Here is a 23,201-nt window from a genome sequence, read left to right on the forward strand (position 1 = left end):
ATGAAGCAATACTCGCAATCCATCAAGGCTCTGATGCTGACCGCTGCCTTGGCGTTGCCATCGATGGCCTTCGCGGCTGAGCCAGCAATGATGAAAGACGGGATGATGGTCGATCATAAGGGTATGACGGTGTACACGTTCGACAAGGATGCTGGCGGCAAGTCAATGTGTAACGATGATTGTGCCAAGAACTGGCCGCCAATGATGGCTCCGGCGGGTGCCAAGGCCGAAGGCGAATGGAGCGTCATTAAGCGTGATGACGGCAAGATGCAATACGCTTACGACGGCAAGCCGCTGTACACGTTCATGAAGGACGAAAAACCTGGAGAAATGAAAGGTGACGGCATGAAAGCCGTGTGGCACGTGATGCGTGAGCATAAGTAAGTGATTCGCTGAAGCCGTAAAAAGATCGCAACCTGCGGCAGCTCCAGGATGTAAACATTAGGAGCTGTCGCGGGCTGCGATCTTTTCGCTTCATAACCTCAGCGCAGCGCGTAATCCAGCACAATCCCCACGAAAATCGCCAACCCGGCCCAGTGGTTGTGCAGAAACGCCTTGAAGCAACGCACCCGGTCCTTGCCGCGGGTGTACCAGAACTCCCACGCAAAACAGCCCGCCGCCGCCAGCAATCCCAAGTGAAACCAGCCGCCGAGCTCGAATTTCGACCCGGCCAGCAGCAGGCAACCCAGCGCCAGCCCTTGTAGGGTCAGGATGATCACCCGGTCCGCTTCGCCAAACAGAATCGCCGTGGATTTCACGCCGATCTTCAGGTCGTCGTCGCGGTCGGTCATGGCGTAATAGGTGTCGTAGCCCACCGTCCACAGCAGGTTGGCGATCCACAGCAACCACGCCGCCGCTGGCAGTTCACCGGTCTCGGCGGTGAACGCCATTGGCATGCCCCAGGAGAACGCCGCGCCCAGCACCACTTGCGGGTAATAGGTGTAGCGCTTCATGAACGGGTACGTGAAGGCCAGCGCCAAACCACCGAACGACAGCCAGACCGTCGTGGCATTGGTGCAGAGCACCAGCAGGAAACTCACGCCCATCAGCAACGCGAAGAACACCAGGGCTTCTTTGGAACTGATCTTGCCACTCACCAATGGCCGCTGTTCGGTGCGCTTCACGTGGCCGTCGACTTTGCGGTCCGCCCAGTCATTGATTACGCAGCCGCCGGCGCGGGTCAGCACCACGCCAAGGACGAAAATCACGATGTTGGCCAATGACGGTGAACCTTTACCGGCAATCCACAGTGCCCACAGGGTTGGCCACAGCAGCAGATAAATGCCGATCGGCTTGTCCATTCGAGTCAGCTGAACGAAATCCCAGGCCCGTGGATTCAAGCGATTCAGGGACTTGAGCAGGCTCTGGTACATCAGCAATTCTCCGGATGGGCGCGGGTGGCGTTCCACAGGGTCGGCAAGAAAATTTCGGCCACCAGCACACTCAAGGCGCCACGGTCGAAACGCGAGCGTCGACCCCACAGTTCAGGTGCCCGGCACTCCATCGGCAGCCACTGTTGAGGATAATGACAAACCTCGATAGCGCGGCGCTGGAATGCTTGATCGCAAAACAGCAATTCGCCCAGGGAGCGGCTGCCCAATTCGTCCATGTGCAAACCGTCGCCCTGCAACGCACTGCGCGCCGCCACGCTGCGTGCAAACACCCAAGCCTCGCCGTGGCCGCGCAGATACACCTCGCGAACCCAGCCCTCGCTGCCTTCGGCCAGCTCCAGCGCAGCACATTCGTCGGCGCGCAGGGGCTGCCAGCCTTCGAAGAGTGGTGTGACGCTGAAGCCGTCATTCGACAAACGGATCAACCGTCGGGTCAGAGAGCCTTCGTCGAACAGCCAGTCGAGGGTAGACGTGTCGGGGAGGGGCGTCAGTTGGCTTTCAGGGAGCCAGAGCGGGGTCGCGGTGGGGGATTTTGAGTGCGGCACAGTGAGTCATTATTGGCAGCAAATGAGGCGGCGAGCTTACCATGTCAGCCGGCGATTTTGATTGATCCGGCCAGCCGTCGCGTCGAACAGGCTTGCATCTGCCGGGCCCGATCAGTACAAAACGCCCCTGAGCCGGACGGCAGTGCTCCAACCATTGACCGTTCGCGCCGGCAAAAGCCTGAATCCTGAGGATGTATGTGAATGAAAAAGTGGCAATGTGTGGTCTGCGGCCTGATTTATAACGAAGCCGACGGCTGGCCGGATGACGGCATTTCGCCGGGCACTCTGTGGCAGGACGTGCCGCAAGACTGGCTGTGCCCGGACTGCGGCGTGGGCAAGATGGATTTCGAAATGATCGAAATCAACTAAGACGTTTTAGAGGAGTAGGGAATGAACGCACCTGTCGTGATCGTCGGCACCGGGCTGGCTGGCTACAACCTGGCCCGGGAGTTTCGCAAACTCGATGGCGAAACCCCGCTGCTGCTGATCACTGCAGATGACGGGCGCTCCTACTCCAAGCCGATGCTCTCCACCGGCTTCAGCAAAAACAAGGACGCTGATGGCCTGAGCATGGCCGAACCGGGCGCCATGGCCGAGCAGTTGAAGGCCGAAGTGCGCACGCACACGCGCATCAGCGGCATTGATCCGGGCCACAAGCGCTTGTGGATCGGTGAGGAATCGGTGATTTACCGTGACCTGATCCTCGCCTGGGGCGCGGAAACCGTGCGGGTGCCGATCGAAGGCGATGCGGCTGACGCCGTTTTCCCGATCAACGACCTGGAAGATTACGCACGCTTTCGCGCAGCGGCGGCCGGCAAACGTCGGGTGTTGCTGCTCGGCGCCGGTCTGATCGGCTGCGAGTTCGCCAACGACCTGATCCTCGGCGGCTACGAGGTGCAATTAGTTGCACCGTGCGAGCAAGTCATGCCGACCCTGCTGCACCCGGCGGCGGCCGCTGCGGTCCAGGCCGGGCTGGAAAGCCTCGGCGCATGCTTCCACCTCGGACCGGTGCTCAACCGCTTGCAGCGCGTGGCTGACGGCCTGGAAGCACATCTCTCTGACGGTCAGGTGATTCCTTGCGACGTGGTGGTTTCGGCTATTGGGCTGCGTCCGCGCATCGACCTGGCGGCCGCTGCCGGTGTGCAGGTCAATCGCGGCGTGGTCGTCGATCGTCACCTGAAAACCTCCCACGCCAATATCTACGCCTTGGGCGACTGCGCCGAAGTCGACGGGCTGAATCTGTTGTACGTGATGCCCCTCATGAGCTGTGCGAGAGCCCTGGCACAGACCCTCGCCGGAAACCCTACGGCAGTGAGTTATGGCCCGATGCCCATCACCGTGAAAACCCCGGTCTGCCCATTGGTGGTTTCACCACCGCCACGGGGTTTCGAAGGCGTCTGGACTGTCGAAGGGCAGGGCGCGGACATCAAGGTATTGTGCCGCGATGCCAGCGGCAAACTGCTGGGATATGCCCTGACAGGCGCGGCGGTGATGGAAAAACTGGCCCTGAACAAAGAGCTTCCGGCACTGCTGGCGTAAATACCGGTCGTTCTGTCGGAATCACCCCTCTTTCGCCACTACAAAGGTCGCGCCGAGACTGGCGCGGGTCTTCCGTGCATGCCATTCTCACTCTCGTCTGCCGCAGAGTAGAGCACCTGCGGCGCTTTGGGCGCTGTTCCAACGAGAACAGCACGGACATAACAACAAAAAACCGTCAAAGGGGCTTCACTAACATGCGTAAACCAGAACTCGCCGCAGCAATTGCTGAAAAAGCAGACCTCACCAAAGAGCAGGCCAACCGCGTTCTTAACGCCGTTCTCGAAGAAATTACCGGCGCTCTGCACCGCAAGGACAGCGTCACGCTGGTGGGCTTCGGTACCTTCCTGCAACGCCATCGCGGTGCCCGCACCGGCAAAAACCCGCAAACCGGTGAGCCAGTTAAGATCAAGGCCAGCAACACCGTTGCGTTCAAGCCGGGCAAATCGTTGAAAGACAGCGTTAATCCGTAACACGCACCGACACCCCGCATGGCGGGTGAGCGGGATAAAAAATGGGCACGCCAACGAGGTTGGGTGCCCATTTTTTTATGGGGCGAGGGTAATGCCGATCAGTCAAGCCAAGACGCGATCCGTGTAGCAGCTGGCGAAGCCTGCGTTCGGCTGCGTAGCGGTCGTAAAATCAGAAAATGCGGTGCGTCAGGCTCACCGTGCACTCAGGGTTTACGACTGCTTGGCGAGTATCGCTGCCATTTCCGGCTCATCCAGATGATCCAACGCTCGCTCCACCAACAAATGCACCCCGTCGGCCATGCGGCTGAGCGCCAAGGCTACGGAGCGTCGTGAGCCGTCCACATCGTCGGCGAGGCCGGCGGCGATGGCGCTGATGGAAAGTAGATCTTCCGAGGCGTTGGCGAGCAGGGTTTCAGTGTTGATGTCGGGGCAGACGCTGAAGAGTTGGCCGTTGAATTTCGGCGGCTTCGGTTCGGCTGGCGGGAAGTGATGGTCGAGGGCGCGTTCGGCGGCGTCGTTGAGTTTGTTTGAATCGAGGCTTTCGTAGGGGGAGACCGGGTCGGTGTCCGGCGGGTTTGGAGTTACCTTGAACATGATCTTCAATTCCATAAGTGATGCTGACAACACTTCGCCGACTAAACGAAGGGGTGGCAGCTGTACGCAGGTTAGTCGGACCGGGGAATTGAAGAAGCCGGCGCACCCGAAGGTGCCCTACGCACAGCCACCATCAAATGCAGGATAGGAAATGCCTGCTTGACGGGCGCTCGTGCTACTTCAATTCCAGCGGGCGACTAAACCCGATCACTGAGGTTCAGTGACACGAATCAAGGTACCGACCAGCCCCAAGGCGCACAAGCCGGCGGATTCTGGCGTAGCTGTAGGCAACGGCGCAAGGTGTTGTAGCTTGCAGGAAGTAACCCGGAGGGTTTTTAAACAAGCGCTGGCGCGCGGTGTTTAATTGCCGAAAATATCGGCATTCCGTACCAACTTCCATTTGCGGGCACATCGTCGTGCCGATAGAGAGGGATGACAGGGATTTCCCTGTCGCCCTAGCCTCTCTAAATAATCGAATCAATATCCAAATGGAATGGCGCCCCCACCGCATGCCCGCCCGTAATTGCCGCAATGGCTGCGTCGTGGTCTTCGGCTACGGGTGGAATCATCGCCAACTGTTCCTGAACGATGTTTTCCGGATGGGCTTTCCAGCGCAGCAGATTTTCCTGTACCCACTCGGGCTGGTCGGCGTAGCTGCCATATACGTCGGCCTCGGTGACTTGCTGGCCGTGCAGGGCCAGCAGGCGATCCCGGGTCATCTGAATCTTTTCCTTTTCCTCGCTGAGAGCCTCCGTCTTTTGCGCGTCTTGATGGTAATTGGCGTGTGCGCTGGGGTTCTTTGCGATGTTCCGTTTGATGTTGTCCAGTTGATCGCTGATGCGTTCCAAGCCGTCGCTGATCCAGTTGAACTCCCTCAGGGTCACCAGTGATCGCTTGCGCTCCTGCGCCTCCTGCCAACGGCGCAGGCTGGCCCAGCAGCCGGGTATGTAGCTGCCGACCATCGAGTGATCGGAGGCCTCCATCATCTGCCGCAGTAGTGAGCCACGTTTGGGCAGGCCGTTGATCTGATGCAACGCCTCTGCACAGCCGTGATCGTTGATCGTGCTGCAACCCGGCTCCCACAGAATCGAGGACTTGTGCTCTTTGCCAAATACCACTGGCATGAAGTGGCGCAGCTTGCCGTGGTGCCCGTAAGGCTCGCCTCCGAAATTGATCATGTTTAAAGCCAGGTATGCCAAGCCAATGGCGGGGTTCAACACGATTATCGCCCCATGCTTGTAATACATCGGCACAGACGGCGTATTCATCCACGTGGCGGGCACGCTCGGCACGGGGTCGTTGTGTTTGACGATACGGTGATGGTTCAGGGGGTGGGCGCTTTCGACAAAAGTAGCATCGCCAGCGCGGGGTGCGCCGTAGGTATAGAGCACGATGTCCGGCGCATATCGGTTATTGCGTCGCAACATTTCAGCCAATATCAGCGCCGCCGCACCGCCCAGGCTGTGCCCTGTAATCAGCAGTTTTTGTCCGCTGTAGAATTTTTCCAGGTAGCTCACGACAAACGGGTAGGCGACCTTGGCGGCGCCGTAAAAGCCGTTGTGAACCTTGCCTTCTCCTTCTTCAAAAGGAACCTGCTGGGCATGCATATCACGCAGGCCGTCGGGCAGTAGTTCTTGGGTTCCGCGCACACTAACCAATATCAATTCGTCGTGATGGGTGATGAAGGCTTGGGTGTCCGTGCTGTTTTCATTATTGCGATCATCGAGAAAGTGTAGTTTGGCCGGGTGTTCCTGCTCATCTCCCAACTCTGGATTGTTGACCTCGGGGTAGAGCAACGGGTCGAACGGCACCACTTCCAGCCGTTTTGAATAAGGGACCTCTTCATACAGCGGGTAGTACTTCTTCGTCTGTGTAGCATCGACTTTCCACAACTCATCAAACTGCGGCAATGCATGGCCGAACCAGTTACCGCTGGTTGGCTGCAAGGGGAAGCTCACGCTGTCTGTTTTGACCGGTTGTGTGTTCGGCTCCTGACCAAAGTCGGTGTAACTCAGGGTCGACATCAAGGCCAGTTGATAGAGGTTGAGTGCGCAAAATTCGTCGCCGGTCGACAACATCGGGCGTAGCGCTCTCATTGGCCGCACTTCCATCACATGGTGTTTGTTCGGCAGCAGGGCGATGCCCTTTGGTTTGGGCGGTGGCGGGAAGAAACCCAACTCGACCGTGGCCATGTCCATCTGACTGAAGACCCCGTTTAGCCCTCCATCCGGGGCGCTTTTATCGACAATTGTGAAAGCTCTGGTTTTGAGAGTGGATCGCAGCAGTTTGTGCACCACCATATTGGGTGGGTCGCGACGAAAGGCCAGGGGCGGCAAGTGCGCCACGTGCTTTACCAGTTCACTCACTTCAACCTGGTAATAGGTAGTGGGGGCAGCGAGGTCTTTTGCGGGATTGGCTTGGGTTCGTACGCCTGATTTGTTGAAGAAGCGGGTTTTTTCGGCGCGTACTTGGAGTTCGGTGATGGGGAGTGGGTAGTGTTTTCTGCGAATTAGTTCGCTGTAATCATCATTACTCCCTTGATACGCCTGACTGAGTTTGAGTACCACCGGTCCACAAAAATGGTTCGTAACTTTGCCGGCGCCGTTCGCATCTAACTTGCCTGAGTAGACAGTGTCTTCGTAGTCGGTGACCTCGAAGGGCAAACCTGCATATGGCTTACCATCACCAAACTCGTCCACTAACTGAAAACTCGTCGAATGGCCACGCAAAGGGCAGGCGTGGATGTTGCCCTGCATGAATGGTGCATCATTGGCGGATAAAGCTTCAACGCTCATGGGGTCTCATCCTTGTTTTCCGTACAGCCTGGGTAAATGGTGCAGATCCGCTCATCCACCATCTTGAATGTGCTGAAATCTTTATGGTTGCCGTAACAAAACGCATGCTGGTCTTCAAAACCTTTCCCCATGCAGCGCTTCCAGCCGTTGGGCACCTTCACCCATGTGTCTCCCATGTAAGGCTCTTCATCGACGGCCAACTTGACCTTAAGCGTTACCGTTTTCCCCGGTAGTTGATCTAGCGTGTAAGCCGTAGAAGGACGACCTTTGGTGACGATCCCCTGCGCATCAGTGTTTTTGCAGTAGAGGATTTTTATGAGGTAACGCTCGGGGCCGACAGTACGGAAAAACCACTGGCATTCACCGAAGAACTCACCTGTGCCGTCATCGCTGAACGTGCCCATGTGTCGCTCCAACAACTCTGGACGCACGGCAAATGAGGCGAAGTCATAGCTGCTGTCACTTCGTTCCGGGCCAAAAACGCCTATGACCTTGAGCTCCACAAGGTTCAACGCCATCGGACAGTCGCTCACGGTCCTGTACAGCTCAATTTCGGCAGTGGCCTCGTATTCCATGTTGGGTTTATTGAAGCTGACCTGAAAATTTCGCCCTCCGGGCAAGCTGCATGTTTCCCCTTTGGCGGGGATGTAGATGGCTTTCAGCTCGTACTTGAAGTTGGGCGGGAAGTCGGGGACGAAGGTAAAAGTATTTGGCTTACCGACAGCAGAGCAACCCAGGGTCAGGGCGAGGCAACTGCTGAGTGTCAGGCTTTGAACGATTCGTTTGATGTGCGGGACATATCCCCGCGAATACAGCGCTTTCTGATGCGTCATGGCGTTACGTCCTTGTTTTCCGTACAGCCTGCGTAAATGGGAGAAGTGTGGCGACCGGCCGGTATGCGGAAGGTGCTGGTGTATCCGCCGCAGCCGATAGCAAGTGTTTCTCCGCATACACAATCAAACTCACTTCCCTTCTGCGCTTACCTTTGATTATCCAGGGAATTTTCCACACAAAGCGTTCCCTTTGTAGCTATGAACTAAAGGTCCTAGAAACATAAGAGGGCCGCACGCATAAAAATCAGAGTTGAATTTTTGGTCCTTGTACACCTTGCATACAGGCAGCATTAATGGGATTGGTAAAATTAGAGCCCATAGCGTAATCCCACACCACTCACGGGTTGTTTTGTCTCCGCTGCGCGTATAAGGATCAGGTGTTTTTAGGGTGTAACCAATGCAACCAGTTAAAGAGGTCGTAATCAAAATTACGATCATTCTGTTTGCTGCTAATTTAATTCTTTTCATATTGTCGTTTTGAAAGTTCGCATTGATTGGGTGATTTCGTATGTTTTTAAGGTACTGACGACGCGCTTTATAAGTGTGCATCTCCCTCCCAATACAACACTTGCTGATACACCCGCTCAAAATGCGCCGCTGAATCCTCTTCCGGCTTCGGTTGCCATGCCTTGGGAGGCAAGTACCCAGGCGCTTTCAAGCACTGCGTCAGCAAAAAATGCACCTGCTCCGGTTGCTGCCAACCCCACAAACGAGCCAATTGAATCAATCCCCACAACCAGTCATCCACATCTCGCTCTGTGGCGAGGGCAACCAAGGCTTCGGTGTGCTCACGGACCAGGTAGCGGCGCGTGTTATCGAACAGCACGTTCGCGTAGACAATGTCCGGCGTCGGGGTTTTCAACCAGGCCGGATCAACCGGTAGCGGGTGTTCGCCGGGGTCAGGGTTGTCAGTGGCCGTCCATTGCTCCGCGTGCCAATAACAGACGCTGGCGATCGGCCCCAGATAATCGGCGTGCTGCTCAGGTTGCAGATGGCTCAGGGCGCGCCCCAGTACGCGATTATCGTGGAAGCGATACAGCGCCTGATTCGGGCGCTCACCGACTACCAACCGGTCGCGCCAGTGAGTGACCAAAGCGTCGAGGTCCGTGAGGGTGGCACTGCCCAGCCAGCCCCAATTACGCTCCGGCGTATCGAGCAACGCCTGAATCACCGGATGTTTGACTGTACCTATCTGAAAAAGAACAGGGCCTGCTTGCGCCATTGAATTAGCCGCCGTGCCCACATACAGATTGCGGTACTGATCGGCACCCAGTTCCTTGGTTAATGCATTGCGCTCGTCGAGCTGACCGTCCGAGTCGAGCACCAGATAGAGCTCCCGTCCGGACCGGGATTGTTCGAGCAGCCATTGTTCAAGGGTATTCATGCGGCTTCCCCAATGTTGCATTGGCCAGCAAGACAAGCCTCGCAAAGCGGGCAGTAGTCCGCCGCCTGCTGTCGGGCGCCGGCAACGATGGACATTGGGTTGGCGATGACGGCATTGGCCGTGCGAGCCGGAGCTTGTAGCGCCTGTAGCGGCTGAATACCCGCCAGTGGCGCACCACCCTCGACGATGGGCACGCTGCTGAAGATCCCGCCCGCATTGATGACGATGTGGTGACCGCCCGCCGTGAGCGTCAGGCTCATGCCTGCATCGATCACCACGTTGGTGGCGGTGACATGCGCCTGTTGACCGGCGTGAATCACCAGCGAACCAGCGGACGTCGTGCTGCTGTTGCCGCTGATAGTGATCAACTCATCACCGCCGATCACCGTGCTTCGCATGCCTTGGGTGGTGTGCAACTCCTTACCCTTGATCAGGCTGGTGCTGTGGTTGTCCACCTGCTCGAAGCGGTCGTTGTTGATCAGACTGTGGCTGTCGTTGAGGATCAGTTGCTCGATGTCGCGTTGTGCGCGCAGGTAGATTTTTTCCCGCCCGGCGCGGTCTTCAATCGACAATTCGTTGTAGCCGCCATTGCGCGGTGAGCTTTGGCTGCGTAGCACCGTTCTGGTTTTGTTCTCGGGCAGTTGATGAGCGACGGACGTGACCTTGTTGACCACGCAACCGGTGATCAACGGTTGATCCGGATCGCCCTCCTGGAAAGCCACGACCACTTCCATCCCGACGCGCGGGATCGTCACTGCACCAAATCCCTCGCCCGCCCAACTGGAGGCAACCCGTAGCCAGCAGCTGCTTTTTTCGCTGTTGAGTTCCGCTCGATCCCAAGGCAGCTCGACGCGAACCCTACCGTAGTCGTCGCAAAAAATATCTTCTCCGGGCGGCCCTGTAACACGAGCGGTCTGGCATACCAGCACAGGCTTTCGGGGGCGCAGAGGAGGGCGGTAGAGAACGTCTGATGGAATGGCGCTGAAACTGTTGCGGTAGCCTTGAGTGAAACCGTCCGTGGGTTTGTCGTCGCTGACGAGTGCTTCTTCCAGGGATTGCGGTTCTTTCCCTTCGTGATGAAGGCTTACCAGCAACCACATGCCGTTGCAGTTTTTTCGCGGGTGTTCGGTCAGGTCGAACAAGTAACCGCTGCGCAGCGTCGGCTGATTGCTTGCTCCGTCGACTAACTGATAGTCGCTACGGTGTCGCTCCAGTGCTTGGCGGACCAGCTGTTTGCCATGTTTTTCAGTCTTCATCAGCAGCGGATAGCGATAGTCTTCAAGCGCTGGGGTGAACTCGGCCGTGAAGCGACTTTCCAGCAACTGGCTAGGGCGTTTCAGGTCATAGTCGCGGCATGTGACTGTGCTGGTGCGAGTGCTGAACCCCATGGCGAACCGGTTGACGACCGGATGCTCGGCGACCATGCCGGTGTCTTGCCGATAAGGGGTTGCGCCTAGCGTCGGGAAAAAGACCTGGTCGTCGGTGAACACCAGCACATGGCCTTCCCGGGAGTGCTGGTGATGCCAGGCGATGCCGTCCTCGGCGCACAACCGCTGGACGAACTCGAAATCGTTTTCGCGATATTGGGTGCAGTATTCGCGCTCGGGACTTGTTCTGACGTTGAAGGTGAAAGCATCGGCCTGGATGCCATGCCCCTTGAGTACCTGAGCGATGATTTGCGGCACCGTCTGGCGCTGGAAAATCCGCTGATCGTGGCTGAACTGCAAGAAGTGCAGCGCCGGGACCAGGGTCAGGTGATAACGGGTCAGGCGCTTACCTATATCACCCGCGGACACCCCTGAGATATAGCCATGAATCCCTTCGCCGTAAAGGCCGAACTGGAGAAAGGCCGGTTGGCTGAGCAGACTCTCCAGATCGAAATCGGGGTACTCGCTGACCAGTTCAACCTGGATCGAATACAAGGTGCTGATGACTTCAGTGCCTTCAAAGGCCAGCACCTTAAAATCGTGGCGAACCGTTGGGATCAAAAGCGTGAACTGGGCAACATTGGCCGGTGCGAACATACGCTTATCCTTTTGCTGTTAGCAGCTTGTCCTTAAGCTGAAAGAAGTAACAAATTGCAACGCTCAAACCATACCTGTCCTGAGCAAATGTAAGTTGCAGAGCACGCTAACAAGGCAGCAAAAGGATTGATATAGGAAGGAGCCCGAAGCGCAGTCCGAAATTTCCGTATTTCAGATTGCGTCAGCAAACGTGAGAAGTTTGGGGTAAGTCGAGCATTGTGCGATCAAGTACACGCTATACAGGGCAGCATTTGGCGGGGTTGGAGGCCGCGCCATCATTTTGGTGACGTTTTTTATGGCTTGCTACCAATCATCGCTTTTTCCTTAAATGACTCTAACCTTTCAGAAAGTTCCTACATTTATCATTTTTTATTCTTGTCATGCTTGGCGTCAGCGTCAGGGTATGAATTCTCAGTGATGATTAGCGGCTTTACGAAGCGCGAGTTCTTAAAACAGGACGAACTCAATTGGGTGAGTTTCATCGCAGCATCTTTGATGCTATTGAAATTCCAATGACTGTATGACAGTAAACCTAATTAAAGACCACGAATGTCCTACTCAAACAAACTTTCTGCCCATTACCTTGAACTCGCAAAAGCCTCTGTTTCCAAAGAGAATTTCGCGGGCGAGGATGTTCGCTTTTCGAGCGAATACGAGGCACTGGAAAGCGAGTTGGGCAAAGCCCAATCCATGCACGAAAGCGGTCAGATCGACTGGCTGAAAATCCGCGAAAACAGCGAAAACCTGCTGCGCACTCAATCCAAGGATTTGCGAGTCGGTGCCTGGTTGACCTGGGCCCTGTACCAACGCGAGTCCTTCCAGGGACTGCTGGCCGGCCTCGGACTTTTGCACCACCTGTGCGAGAACCACTGGGCCGAGGTTCATCCCAACAAGGCCCGCACCCGCTCCGCTGCCATCAGTTGGTTGGTGCCGCGTCTTGAGCAGGTGCTGAACGAAAACATTGCGATCAAAGAGCAACTGCCGCTGTTCCGCCGTCTGGTGGAACATCTGGAGGGCCTTGATGCTGCCTGCACCGAACACCTGGGCGACGATGCGCCGTTGCTGCTGCCGATTTCCCGTCGCCTGAAAAACATGGTCCAGCGCGCCGCTGACAACCAGCCGGAGCCCAATGTGGTAGGTGCCGCCGTGGCCCAGGTCAAGCAGGCCGCTACGCAGCTGTTCACTCCCGGCGCGCCGATCGACAACGAGAAAGAAGCCCACAAGGCCCTGCGCGCCCAGCAAGAAAACGCCCGTCCGCTGTGTGCCTGGTGGCTCAAGCAGAAAGCCACCGACCTGCGCGCCTTGCGCCTCAATCGCACACTGTTGTGGTTGCCCATCGACGCGGTACCCGAGCGCAATGCCGAGCAAATCACCGTCCTGCGCAGCTTGCCAGCCGACAAGCTCAAGGCCTGCCAGGACCGTTACGACCAGGCCAAATACGCTGACCTGCTGGTGGAACTGGAGGCGAGCCTGGCGAAGGCGCCGTTCTGGTTCGATGGCCAGCGAATGGTCTGGGAATGCCTTCAGGGGCTCAACGCCGAGATGGCTATGCGCGAAGTGGAAATTCACTTCGCGCTTTTGATTCAGCGCCTGCCCGGCATCATCGAATTGCGTTTCCACGACGGCGCGCCGTTCGCTGACCCCGCCACCCGCGCCTGGGTCAGTGCCCACGTCATGCCGCACCTGCAAAGCGCCAGTGCGCCGCGCAAGGTCGAAGTCGCTGACAGCCAGCCGTCCTGGGAAGTGGCCCTGGAAGAAGTCCTGCCGATCCTGCGCAAGGACGGCCTCAAGGCTGCCGTGCAGATCCTCAAGCAAGGCCTGCAAAGCGCCCACGGCGGACGCGTCCGATTCTTCTGGCAGTTCGCCCTCGCGCGGCTGTGCTTCATGGCCAAGAAATACGAACTGGCCAAGACCCAACTCGACACCCTGGACCAAACATTACAGGACTCAGGCCTGCACGCCTGGGAGCCCGATCTTGCGCTGCAAGTGCTGCATTTACTGCATAGCTGCTGCGAGTTGTTACCGCAGAACCATGCCGTACGTGAACGCAAGGAAGAGATTTATCGCAGGCTGTGCCACCTCGATCTCGAAGTGGTACTCGAATAGGCCCCAGGGCCACAACCGCAAGGAGAAAAGCCATGGCCAAAGAAGGCTCGGTAGCCCCCAAGGAACGCATCAACGTCACGTTCAAACCTGCCACCGGTGGTGCACAGGAAGAGATTGAACTGCCGTTGAAACTACTGGCAATCGGTGACTACACCCACCGCAAGGACGAACGCAAAGTCGAAGATCGCAAACCGATCAGCATCGACAAAATGACGTTCGACGAAGTGCTGGCCAAGCAAGAGCTGAGCCTGACGTTGAACGTGCCGAACCGCCTTCAGGAAGAAGGCAGCACTGAAGAGCTGGGCGTGCAACTGCGCGTCAACTCGATGAAGGACTTCAACCCGGCCAGCCTGGTCGAGCAAGTGCCTGAGTTGAAAAAACTGATGGAACTGCGCGACGCGCTGGTGGCGCTCAAAGGCCCGCTGGGTAACGCGCCTGCGTTCCGCAAAGCCATCGAAGGCGTTCTCGCCGACGACGAATCCCGCGGTCGCGTACTGGGTGAGCTGGGCCTGAACGCCGCAGCTCAGGACGCCTGAGTCTCCATCAGCCAAGGAAGCCAACACAATGAGCACTAGCACAGCACAGCAAAAGAGCAAAGAGAGCGGCGAATACAGCATTCTCGACAGCATCATCGCCGAGACCCGCCTGACGCCGGACGACGAAGCCTACGACATCGCCAAACGCGGTGTGTCGGCGTTCATCGAAGAGCTGCTCAAGCCGCAGAACAGCGGTGAGCCGGTCAAGAAAGCCATGGTTGACCGCATGATCGCCGAGATCGATGCCAAGCTCAGCCGCCAGATGGACGAAATTCTGCACCACCCGGCTTTCCAGTCCCTGGAGTCGTCGTGGCGTGGACTGCAGTTGCTGGTTGATCGCACCAACTTCCGCGAAAACATCAAGATCGAAATCCTCAACGTCTCCAAAGAAGACCTGCTGGACGATTTCGACGATTCGCCGGAAGTGATGCAGTCTGGCCTGTACAAGCATATCTACACCGCTGAATACGGCCAGTTCGGTGGTCAGCCGGTTGGCGCAATTATCGCCAACTACTTCATGTCCCCAAGCTCGCCGGACGTGAAACTGATGCAGTACGTCTCCAGCGTTGCCTGCATGTCCCACGCGCCATTCATCGCGGCGGCCGGCCCGAAATTCTTCGGCCTGGAAAGCTTCACAGGCCTGCCGGACCTGAAGGATCTGAAAGATCACTTCGAAGGCCCTCAATTCGCCAAATGGCAGAGCTTCCGCCAGTCGGAAGACTCCCGTTACGTTGGCCTGACCGTGCCGCGTTTCCTGCTGCGTAACCCGTACGACCCGGAAGAAAACCCGGTCAAATCGTTCGTGTACAAAGAAACCGTCGCCAACAGCCACGAGCATTACTTGTGGGGCAACACCGCCTACGCGTTCGGCACCAAGCTGACCGACAGCTTCGCCAAATTCCGCTGGTGCCCGAACATCATCGGCCCGCAGAGCGGTGGCGCGGTTGAAGACCTGCCGTTGCACCACTTCGAAAGCATGGGCGAAATCGAAACCAAGATTCCGACCGAGGTACTTGTTAGCGACCGTCGTGAATACGAACTGGCCGAGGAAGGCTTCATCTCCCTGACCATGCGCAAAGGCAGCGACAACGCAGCGTTCTTCTCCGCCAGCTCGGTGCAGAAGCCGAAACTCTTCGGCATCAGCGCTGAAGGCAAAGCAGCAGAGCTGAACTACAAGCTCGGCACCCAACTGCCGTACATGATGATCGTCAACCGCCTGGCTCACTACTTGAAAGTGCTGCAGCGCGAGCAGCTCGGTTCGTGGAAAGAACGTACCGACCTCGAGCTGGAACTCAACAAGTGGATCCGCCAGTACGTGGCCGACCAGGAAAACCCAAGCGCCGAAGTTCGCGGGCGTCGTCCACTGCGCGCTGCCCAGATCATCGTCAGCGATGTTGAAGGCGAGCCTGGCTGGTACCGCGTCAGCCTGAACGTGCGCCCGCACTTCAAGTACATGGGTGCCGATTTCACTCTGTCGCTGGTTGGCAAGCTGGACAAAGAGTAAGCGGAGCGACTCATGACTGGATACGGCAGCCTTTTCGAACGCCTGGGGGGCGACGCGGACAAACGCGTCGGCTGGAGCCGCGAGGTTTGCGCCATGGCGTCCGTGGCTGCCCATCTGGCCAAGATGCTCAGTACCCGTGCGGGCAGCGTGCAAACGCTGTCCGATTACGGGCTACCCGATCTCAATGACATGCGGCTGAGCCTGCACGACTCCCTGAGTCAGGCCCGTCTGGCCATCGAAAATTTCATCGAAGCCTACGAGCCACGCCTGAGCAATGTGCGTGTCATTTCCTTGCCGCGTGACCACGATCAGCTTCGCCTGTCCTTCAGCATCGAAGGCTTGCTGGAAGTTGATGGTTTCAAACGCCAGGTCAGTTTCGCCGCACGCCTGGATGGCAGCGGTCAGGTCAACGTCAGCTAACGACTTACAGGTAACCCCGTGTCCTTTAACCACTACTACCAAAGCGAACTCACCGCACTTCGCCAGTTGGGTCGTCGATTCGCCGAGCGTAGCCCGGCGTTGGCGCCTTTTCTGGGTCAGGCCGGGCGGGATCCGGACGTGGAGCGGTTGCTGGAAGGCTTTGCCTTCCTGACCGGGCGCCTGCGCCAGAAGCTCGACGACGAGTTACCGGAACTCAGCCATTCGCTGATGCACCTGCTGTGGCCCAACTACATGCGGCCGCTGCCGGCGTTCAGCATTTTGCAGTTCGACCCGTTGAAGCGATCGGGATCTGCGTTGATGGTCGAGCGCGGCACGCCGGTTGAGAGTGTGCCGATCGAAGATGTGCGCTGCCGTTTCCGTACGTGCTACCCGACTGAGGTTTTGCCGCTGGACCTGGCCGCGCTGAATTACTCGGTGAAAGGCGACGGTTCGCTGTTGAGTCTGCGTCTGGAGATGAGCGCAGACGGTCACCTTGGTGAGCTGGAGCTGAGCCGTCTACGCCTGCACTTTGCCGGCGAGCGTTACATCAGTCAGATGCTTTACCTGAGCCTGCTGCGCAACCTGGAAGGCATCGAACTGGTCCCGCTGGACAGTGCCGGCAAACCAATCAACGGCGTAAACGGCGCGCCAATGGCGTTCAAGATGCCTGGCGACCGCGTGCAGCCGGTGGGTTTTGCCGAAGAAGAAGCGTTGATCCCGTATCCGCTGAACACCTTCCGCGGCTATCGCCACCTGCAGGAATATTTCGCCTTCCAGGACAAATTCCTGTTCGTCGATATCAACGGTCTGGACCTGCTCAAAGCGCTGCCGGAAGACACCCTCAAACAGGTGCGCGGCCTGGAATTGCGCTTCGACATTCGCAAGAGCGGCATCCAGCGTCTGCGTCCTACCCTGGACAACGTGAAGCTCTACTGCACGCCGATCGTCAATCTGTTCAAACACGACGCGTTGCCGATCCGCCTCGACGGCAAACAAGACGAATACCTGCTGTTGCCGGCCGAATTCGGCCTGGAAAACTGCGGCGTGTTTTCCGTGGAAACCGTCACCGGCTGGAAGCCCGGCGGCCTTGGTTATCAAGAGTACGTGCCGTTCGAATCCTTCGAGCACGACCCGAGTTTCGACGTGCCCAACAGCCGTCCGCACTACAGCATCCGCCAGCGTTCGTCCTCGTTGCACGACGGCCTAGACACTTACTTGAGCTTCGGCATTCGCCACACCGAAGCCCACGAAACGCTGTCGATCGAGCTGATCTGCACCAACCAGAACCTGCCGCGCAAGCTCAAGCTCGGCGACATCAGCCAGGCGTGCGAAGAGACGCCGGAGTTCCTGAGTTTCCGCAACATCACCCCGGCCACTCCCAGTTATGCGCCGCCACTGAACCGTGACTTCCTCTGGAAGCTGATCAGCAACATGTCGCTTAACTATCTGTCGCTGGCCGACGTCAATGCGTTGAAGGTGATTCTCGAAACCTACGACCTGCCGCGCTACTACGACCAACACGCGGAAAAAGTCAGTAAACGCCTGCTGGGCGGGCTCAAGTCGATCAAACACCAACACGTCGACCGATTGCACCGAGGGTTGCCGGTGCGCGGGTTGCGCACCGAGCTGATCATCGACCCGCAAGGGTATATCGGAGAAGGCGACCTGTTCGTTTTCGCTTCGGTTCTTAACGAGTTTTTCGCGCTTTACGCCAGTCTCAATTCGTACCACGAGCTGCGAGTAAAAAGCACACAGGGAGAGGTGTACCAATGGACACCACGCATGGGTCTGCAACCCCTGCTTTAAGCGGGCTGACCCGGGTAATACGCGAGTACTCGCTATTTCAGGCCGTACTGCTGGTGGTGGACCGGCTGCGCGAGGCACACCCGTACCTGAGCGAAGACGATCTGTACGACCAGCTGGAATTCCAGGCCAATCCGAGCCTGGGTTTCCCCGGCAGTGATGTTGATCGCGTGGAGTTTTTCGAAGAGCACGGGCAGATGCGCGCACGTTTGCGTTTCAACCTGATCGGCCTGGTCGGTTCCGGTTCGCCGTTGCCGGCGTTCTACGGCGAACAGGCTTTGGGCGATAGCGAAGACGGCAACCCGACCCGCAACTTTCTCGACCTGTTCCACCATCGCCTGCAACGGCTGATGCTGCCGATCTGGCGCAAGTACCGCTACCGCGCGAGCTTCCAGAGCGGTGCCCTCGACCCGTTTTCCTCGCAACTGTTTGCGTTGATCGGCCTCGGTGGCGAGGAGATCCGCAAGGCTCAGGAGCTGAACTGGAAACGCCTGCTGCCGTACCTCGGCTTGCTCAGCTTGCGGGCGCACTCGGCGGCGCTGATCGAAGCGGTGCTGCGTTACTACTTCAAACATGCCGAGCTGACCATCGAGCAGTGCATCGAGCGCCGCGTCGAAATTCTCGACGAGCAGCGCAATCGCTTGGGCCGCGCCAACAGCCTGCTCGGCGAAGACCTGGTGCTGGGCGAACACGTGCGCGACCGCAGCGGCAAATTCCGCATTCACATCCGTGAGCTCGACTGGCAACGCTTTCACGAATTTCTGCCGATCGGTTTCGGCTACCAGCCGCTCTGCGCGCTGGTGCGGTTCACCCTGCGTGACCCACTCGATTACGACATTCGCCTGGTCCTGCGCCAGGAAGAAATACGCGAACTGCGCATCGGTGAGCAGAACGCGTGTCGCCTGGGATGGACCAGCTGGCTCGGTCGCGAAAAAGCGGACGGCGTGGTGACCCTGGGCAGCAAAATTCCTTAAGGACGTGAGACTTATGATCAACGTAGACCTGCAACAACTTATCCAGGCGCTGGACGCCGAAACCCGTCGTGACCTGGAAAGTTCGGCCGAACGCTGCGTCGCCCGTGGCGGCAGCAAGATCCTCGTCGAAGACTTGTTGCTGGGCTTGCTGGAGCGCCCGCAAGGCCTGCTCGCCCGCGCGTTGCAAGACGCCGACGTCGATGCCGGGGAACTGAGCGCCGCGTTGCAATCGCGGGTCGAGCACAGCGCCTCGCGTAACCCGGTGTTCGCCCCGGAACTGGTGCAGTGGCTGCAAGACGCGTTGTTGGTGGCCAACCTTGAACTGGGCCAAAGTCAGGTCGAGCAAGCCGCGTTGATCCTCGCGTTGCTGCGCAATCCGATGCGCTACGCCGGCAGCCGCTACCAGTCGTTGCTGGCCAAGTTGAACATTGAGCGCCTGAAAGAATTCGCCCTGTCGCAAAAAGAACAACTAGCCACGGGTAAACCGGCCGTGCCCGGCGAATCGCTGCTGCAGCGCTTCACCCACAACCTGACCCAACAGGCTCGCGACGGCAAACTCGACCCGGTGTTGTGCCGCGATGGCGCGATCCGTCAGATGGTCGACATCCTTGCCCGTCGCCGCAAAAACAACCCGATCGTGGTCGGTGAAGCCGGCGTCGGTAAAACCGCCATCGTCGAGGGCCTGGCTTCGCGCATCGCGGCCCGTGAAGTGCCGCAAGTCTTGAAAGGCGTAGAGCTGCTGTCGCTGGACATGGGCCTGTTGCAGGCGGGCGCCAGCGTCAAAGGTGAGTTCGAGCGTCGCCTCAAAGGCGTGATCGACGAAGTCAAAGCCTCGCCGAAACCGATCATCATCTTCATCGACGAAGCCCACACGCTGATCGGCGCGGGCGGCAACGCCGGCGGTTCCGACGCGGCCAACCTGCTCAAGCCAGCCCTGGCCCGTGGCGAGTTGCGCACCATCGCCGCCACCACGTGGGCGGAGTACAAGAAGTACTTCGAAAAAGACCCGGCCCTGGCCCGTCGCTTCCAACCGGTGCAACTGCACGAACCGACCGTGAGCGAAGCGGTGACCATCCTCCGTGGCCTGGCGCAGGTCTACGAGAAGAGCCACGGCATCTACCTGCGCGATGACGCGGTGGTTGCGGCGGCCGAGTTGTCTGCTCGCTACCTCGCTGGCCGTCAGCTGCCGGACAAAGCCGTCGATGTGCTCGACACCGCGTGCGCCCGCGTGCGCATCAGCCTCGCCGCCGCCCCGGAAAGCCTCGAACGTCTGCGTGGCGAACTGGCTGAAGGGGGCCGTCAGCGTCAGGCTCTGCGCCGTGATGCTGAAGCAGGCTTGCTGATCGATCACGAAGCGCTGGACGCTTTGGAAGATCGTCTGGCCGAAGCCGAAGACGAAAGGGTCGCGCTGAAAGCCCTCTGGACCGAACAGAAAGAACTGGCCGAGCGGCTGCTGGACCTGCGTCAGCAATTGGCCAAGGCGCGCGAAGCGGCTGCCGTCGTGGACGAAGCGCAAAGCGTCGCGTCGCTGGAAGCCGCACTCAACGAAACTCACAAAGCCCTGACCGAGCTTCAGCTCAAGGAGCGTCTGGTGAGCTTTGAAGTCTGCCCGCGTCTGGTGGCCGAAGTGATCAGCGCCTGGACCGGCGTGCCGCTGGCGCAACTGGCCCGCGAGCACAACGCCAAAGTCGCGAGCTTCGCCTCCGACTTGCGCACGCGCATCCGTGGTCAGGAACAAGCCGTACACGCACTGGATCGCTCGATGCGCGCTACCGCTGCCGGCTTGAACAAACCTGATGCACCGGTCGGCGTGTTCCTGCTGGTCGGCCCGAGCGGCGTCGGCAAAACCGAAACCGCGTTGGCCCTGGCGGACTTGCTGTACGGCGGTGATCGTTTCATCACCACCATCAACATGTCCGAGTTCCAGGAAAAGCACACCGTCTCGCGCCTGATCGGTGCGCCGCCGGGTTACGTGGGTTACGGCGAAGGCGGCATGCTCACCGAAGCCGTGCGCCAGAAGCCGTACTCGGTGGTGCTGCTCGATGAAGTCGAGAAAGCCGACCCGGACGTGCTTAATCTGTTCTACCAAATCTTCGACAAAGGCGTGGCCAACGACGGCGAAGGGCGCGAGATTGACTTCCGCAACACGCTGATCCTGATGACCTCGAACTTGGGCAGCGACCGCATCAGCGAGCTCTGCGAAAACGGCGCACGCCCATCGGCCGAAGTCCTCGAAGAAACCATTCGCCCGGTCCTCAGCAAGCACTTCAAACCGGCGCTGCTGGCGCGGATGCGCGTGGTGCCTTACTACCCGGTGGGCGGCCCGGTGCTGCGCGAGCTGATCGAAATCAAACTCGGTCGTTTGGGCGAGCGCCTGAACCGCCGTCAGCTGGATTTCACCTACTCGCAGGACCTCGTCGATCACTTGGCCGAACGCTGCACCCAGAGCGACAGCGGCGCGCGCCTGATCGACCATTTGCTCGACCTGCACGTGCTGCCGCTGGTGGCCGACCGCTTGCTCGATGCGATGGCCACCGGTGAAAGCCTCAAACGTGTCCACGCGACGCTCGACGGCAACGCCAGCGTGACCTGCGAGTTCGCCTGAGGTGGGTGTGATGTTCACTCAAGTGCCGCAACCGCTGGTCTATGCCGAAGCCTTGCTGGCGCAGTTCGCCAGCCTGTCGCGGGCGGCGGACGGTGCTGCGCTGCTGGGTGACTTCGTGCGCGGGTTGGCCGAGCTCAGCGGTTGTGAGCTGACGCAGCTGTACCTGCTGGACGCGACTCACACGTGCCTGGGGATGAACGCCGAGTGCCTGAATGGCATCCTGCAACCCCGGGAAGCGGCGAGCCTGCCGGCGGATTACAACGGTGAACAACTGCTGCAATTCGCCCTGTGCCAGAACCGCGTGGTGTGCCTCAGCGAGCTGAGCGGCAGCCTGCACGAAACCAGTTTTCTGCCGCCTCAGGCCACGCCTTGGCAGTCGCTGTTATGTGTGCCGCTGGTCAATCAGCAGAAGGCCGTCGAAGGCTTGTTGCTGTGTGCCAGTCGCCGGCACATTGACCTGCAAGGCTTCGCTGATTCCCTCGGTCAACTGGGCTCGTTCGTCCTTGGTCAACTGCATTTGCTACAACGTTTGCGTCAGCCGCCCGGTGATTCACGACCGGCAAAGGTCAGCGTCCCGAGTGCCAGCGGTTACGGTTTGATTGGCAAGAGTTCGGCCATGCGCCAGACCTATTCGCTGATCAGCAAAGTCCTGCACAGCCCTTATACCGTGCTGCTGCGCGGCGAAACCGGCACCGGCAAGGAAGTGGTCGCACGGGCGATACACGATTGCGGCCCGCGACGGTCCCAGGCGTTCATCGTGCAGAACTGCGCGGCGTTCCCCGAGAACCTGTTGGAAAGCGAACTGTTCGGCTACCGCAAAGGTGCGTTCACCGGCGCCGACCGAGATCGCGCCGGCCTGTTCGACGCGGCCAACGGCGGCACCTTGCTGCTGGATGAAATCGGCGACATGCCGTTGTCCCTGCAAGCCAAGCTGTTGCGAGTTCTTCAGGAAGGCGAGATCCGCCCGCTGGGTTCCAACGACACCCACAAGATCGACGTGCGCATCATCGCCGCGACTCACCGGGATTTATCGGTGCTGGTCAGCGAAGGCAAGTTCCGCGAGGACTTGTACTACCGCCTCGCGCAATTCCCGATCGAGTTGCCGGCCTTGCGTCAGCGCGAAGGCGACATCCTCGACCTCGCCCGACACTTCGCCGGCAAGGCTTGCTCGTTCTTGCAGCGCGACGCGGTGCGCTGGTCCGATGCGGCGCTGGATCACCTGTCCGGTTACGCCTTTCCCGGCAACGTGCGTGAACTCAAAGGCCTGGTCGAACGCGCGGTGTTGCTGTGCGAGGGCGGCGAGTTATTGGCCGAGCATTTCTCTCTGCGCATGGAAGCCCTGCCGGAAGACAGCAGCGGCCTGAACCTGCGTGAACGCCTGGAGCAGGTCGAGCGCAGTCTGCTGCTCGATTGCCTGCGCAAAAACGACGGCAACCAGACCCTCGCGGCCCGCGAACTCGGTCTGCCACGCCGCACGCTGCTGTACCGCCTCGGGCGCCTGAATATCAACCTGGGTGATTTCGATGGCTGAGCCAAGGCAGGTTTCTGTGGCATGCGGGATTTCTGTGGTGAATGGAGTTCCTGTGGTGAGGGGATTTATCCCCGTTGTGCTGCGAAGCGACCCCAAAACCGGCATGCCCGTTTATTCAGGTAAACCGCGGTTACCGGACTACGACTG

19 protein-coding genes are annotated in these 23,201 nt (G+C 58.8%); 12 read left to right on the top strand and 7 right to left on the bottom strand.

Annotated elements, in window-relative coordinates:
• Entirely contained in the window at positions 1-384 is a 384-nt protein-coding gene (locus ACYZT0_RS26065) for a COG4315 family predicted lipoprotein (RefSeq protein WP_462043617.1), read from the top strand.
• A 98-nt stretch (positions 385-482) separates the two neighbouring features.
• Here ACYZT0_RS26065 and ubiA read toward each other — a convergent pair whose 3' ends face one another.
• Positions 483-1,373: a 4-hydroxybenzoate octaprenyltransferase gene (gene ubiA, locus ACYZT0_RS26070; protein WP_462043618.1), complete on the bottom strand. Its 891-nt coding sequence runs from the start codon at positions 1,371-1,373 to the stop codon at positions 483-485.
• Positions 1,373-1,936 carry a chorismate--pyruvate lyase family protein gene (locus ACYZT0_RS26075; protein ID WP_462043619.1) on the bottom strand — a complete coding sequence of 188 codons (564 nt, stop codon included), beginning with the start codon at positions 1,934-1,936 and terminating at the stop codon, positions 1,373-1,375. Before ACYZT0_RS26075 ends, ubiA begins: the two co-directional genes overlap by 1 nt.
• Positions 1,937-2,137: 201 nt before the next feature.
• Here ACYZT0_RS26075 and ACYZT0_RS26080 point away from each other — a divergent pair, with 201 nt between their 5' ends.
• The 3 genes from ACYZT0_RS26080 to ACYZT0_RS26090 all read left to right on the top strand — a co-directional run bounded on the left by ACYZT0_RS26080 (position 2,138) and on the right by ACYZT0_RS26090 (position 3,945).
• Positions 2,138-2,305: a rubredoxin gene (locus ACYZT0_RS26080; RefSeq protein ID WP_462043620.1), complete on the top strand. Its 168-nt coding sequence runs from the start codon at positions 2,138-2,140 to the stop codon at positions 2,303-2,305.
• A gap of 21 nt (positions 2,306-2,326) precedes the next feature.
• Positions 2,327-3,475: an NAD(P)/FAD-dependent oxidoreductase gene (locus tag ACYZT0_RS26085; protein WP_462043621.1), complete on the top strand. Its 1,149-nt coding sequence runs from the start codon at positions 2,327-2,329 to the stop codon at positions 3,473-3,475.
• Positions 3,476-3,669: 194 nt separating this feature from the next.
• The gene (locus tag ACYZT0_RS26090) at positions 3,670-3,945 is read left to right on the top strand and encodes an HU family DNA-binding protein (RefSeq protein ID WP_003213368.1); all 276 of its coding nucleotides are present in this window, start codon (positions 3,670-3,672) and stop codon (positions 3,943-3,945) included.
• 210 nt (positions 3,946-4,155) lie between these two features.
• On the opposite strand, the gene ACYZT0_RS26095 is transcribed toward ACYZT0_RS26090, so the two are convergent.
• From ACYZT0_RS26095 to ACYZT0_RS26115, 5 genes are all read right to left on the bottom strand, one after another.
• Positions 4,156-4,539 (bottom strand): DUF6124 family protein, encoded by a 384-nt coding sequence (locus ACYZT0_RS26095; protein ID WP_462043622.1) that lies wholly within the window; start codon positions 4,537-4,539, stop codon positions 4,156-4,158.
• Positions 4,540-5,003: 464 nt separating this feature from the next.
• A complete protein-coding gene (locus ACYZT0_RS26100) occupies positions 5,004-7,334 on the bottom strand; it encodes a lipase family protein (RefSeq protein ID WP_462043623.1) in 2,331 nt (776 codons plus the stop codon).
• The gene (locus ACYZT0_RS26105) at positions 7,331-8,122 is read right to left on the bottom strand and encodes a hypothetical protein (RefSeq protein WP_201185257.1); all 792 of its coding nucleotides are present in this window, start codon (positions 8,120-8,122) and stop codon (positions 7,331-7,333) included. The genes ACYZT0_RS26100 and ACYZT0_RS26105 overlap by 4 nt, the downstream gene beginning before the upstream one ends.
• Positions 8,123-8,702: 580 nt before the next feature.
• Entirely contained in the window at positions 8,703-9,551 is an 849-nt protein-coding gene (locus ACYZT0_RS26110; RefSeq protein ID WP_462043624.1) for a DUF4123 domain-containing protein, read from the bottom strand.
• The gene (locus ACYZT0_RS26115) at positions 9,548-11,575 is read right to left on the bottom strand and encodes a type VI secretion system Vgr family protein (protein WP_462043625.1); all 2,028 of its coding nucleotides are present in this window, start codon (positions 11,573-11,575) and stop codon (positions 9,548-9,550) included. The genes ACYZT0_RS26110 and ACYZT0_RS26115 overlap by 4 nt, the downstream gene beginning before the upstream one ends.
• Positions 11,576-12,124: 549 nt before the next feature.
• On the opposite strand from ACYZT0_RS26115, the gene tssA reads away from it, so the two are divergent.
• From tssA to ACYZT0_RS26155, 8 genes are read left to right on the top strand one after another with little or no spacing between them, the layout of a single operon-like run.
• A complete protein-coding gene (tssA, locus tag ACYZT0_RS26120; protein ID WP_462043626.1) occupies positions 12,125-13,681 on the top strand; it encodes a type VI secretion system protein TssA in 1,557 nt (518 codons plus the stop codon).
• Positions 13,682-13,713: 32 nt separating this feature from the next.
• Positions 13,714-14,217 (top strand): type VI secretion system contractile sheath small subunit, encoded by a 504-nt coding sequence (gene tssB / locus ACYZT0_RS26125; protein ID WP_282376254.1) that lies wholly within the window; start codon positions 13,714-13,716, stop codon positions 14,215-14,217.
• A gap of 28 nt (positions 14,218-14,245) precedes the next feature.
• Positions 14,246-15,721, top strand: coding sequence for a type VI secretion system contractile sheath large subunit (gene tssC / locus ACYZT0_RS26130; RefSeq protein WP_462043627.1), 1,476 nt, complete (start codon positions 14,246-14,248; stop codon positions 15,719-15,721).
• A gap of 12 nt (positions 15,722-15,733) precedes the next feature.
• Positions 15,734-16,141 (top strand): type VI secretion system baseplate subunit TssE, encoded by a 408-nt coding sequence (tssE, locus tag ACYZT0_RS26135; RefSeq protein WP_462043628.1) that lies wholly within the window; start codon positions 15,734-15,736, stop codon positions 16,139-16,141.
• Positions 16,142-16,159: 18 nt separating this feature from the next.
• Complete coding sequence (tssF, locus tag ACYZT0_RS26140) at positions 16,160-17,947, top strand: type VI secretion system baseplate subunit TssF (protein WP_462043629.1); 1,788 nt, start codon at positions 16,160-16,162, stop codon at positions 17,945-17,947.
• The gene (gene tssG / locus ACYZT0_RS26145; RefSeq protein WP_462043630.1) at positions 17,911-18,918 is read left to right on the top strand and encodes a type VI secretion system baseplate subunit TssG; all 1,008 of its coding nucleotides are present in this window, start codon (positions 17,911-17,913) and stop codon (positions 18,916-18,918) included. Before tssF ends, tssG begins: the two co-directional genes overlap by 37 nt.
• A gap of 13 nt (positions 18,919-18,931) precedes the next feature.
• Entirely contained in the window at positions 18,932-21,523 is a 2,592-nt protein-coding gene (gene tssH, locus ACYZT0_RS26150) for a type VI secretion system ATPase TssH (RefSeq protein ID WP_462043631.1), read from the top strand.
• Positions 21,524-21,533: 10 nt separating this feature from the next.
• Entirely contained in the window at positions 21,534-23,054 is a 1,521-nt protein-coding gene (locus tag ACYZT0_RS26155) for a sigma-54 interaction domain-containing protein (protein ID WP_462043632.1), read from the top strand.
• Positions 23,055-23,201: the final 147 nt, after the last annotated feature.

It is taken from the genome of Pseudomonas sp. ZS1P83, from assembly GCF_054897825.1.

Bases quoted from the DNA above. Each gene is read 5' to 3' on its own strand.
- ACYZT0_RS26065 (WP_462043617.1), top strand. From the start codon at position 1: ATGAAGCAATACTCGCAATCCATCAAGGCTCTGATGCTGACCGCTGCC.
- ubiA (WP_462043618.1), bottom strand. From the start codon at position 1,373: ATGTACCAGAGCCTGCTCAAGTCCCTGAATCGCTTGAATCCACGGGCC.
- ACYZT0_RS26080 (WP_462043620.1), top strand. From the start codon at position 2,138: ATGAAAAAGTGGCAATGTGTGGTCTGCGGCCTGATTTATAACGAAGCC.
- ACYZT0_RS26085 (WP_462043621.1), top strand. From the start codon at position 2,327: ATGAACGCACCTGTCGTGATCGTCGGCACCGGGCTGGCTGGCTACAAC.
- ACYZT0_RS26090 (WP_003213368.1), top strand. From the start codon at position 3,670: ATGCGTAAACCAGAACTCGCCGCAGCAATTGCTGAAAAAGCAGACCTC.
- ACYZT0_RS26095 (WP_462043622.1), bottom strand. From the start codon at position 4,539: ATGTTCAAGGTAACTCCAAACCCGCCGGACACCGACCCGGTCTCCCCC.
- ACYZT0_RS26100 (WP_462043623.1), bottom strand. From the start codon at position 7,334: ATGAGCGTTGAAGCTTTATCCGCCAATGATGCACCATTCATGCAGGGC.
- ACYZT0_RS26110 (WP_462043624.1), bottom strand. From the start codon at position 9,551: ATGAATACCCTTGAACAATGGCTGCTCGAACAATCCCGGTCCGGACGG.
- ACYZT0_RS26115 (WP_462043625.1), bottom strand. From the start codon at position 11,575: ATGTTCGCACCGGCCAATGTTGCCCAGTTCACGCTTTTGATCCCAACG.
- tssA (WP_462043626.1), top strand. From the start codon at position 12,125: ATGTCCTACTCAAACAAACTTTCTGCCCATTACCTTGAACTCGCAAAA.
- tssB (WP_282376254.1), top strand. From the start codon at position 13,714: ATGGCCAAAGAAGGCTCGGTAGCCCCCAAGGAACGCATCAACGTCACG.
- tssC (WP_462043627.1), top strand. From the start codon at position 14,246: ATGAGCACTAGCACAGCACAGCAAAAGAGCAAAGAGAGCGGCGAATAC.
- tssE (WP_462043628.1), top strand. From the start codon at position 15,734: ATGACTGGATACGGCAGCCTTTTCGAACGCCTGGGGGGCGACGCGGAC.
- tssG (WP_462043630.1), top strand. From the start codon at position 17,911: ATGGACACCACGCATGGGTCTGCAACCCCTGCTTTAAGCGGGCTGACC.
- tssH (WP_462043631.1), top strand. From the start codon at position 18,932: ATGATCAACGTAGACCTGCAACAACTTATCCAGGCGCTGGACGCCGAA.
- ACYZT0_RS26155 (WP_462043632.1), top strand. From the start codon at position 21,534: ATGTTCACTCAAGTGCCGCAACCGCTGGTCTATGCCGAAGCCTTGCTG.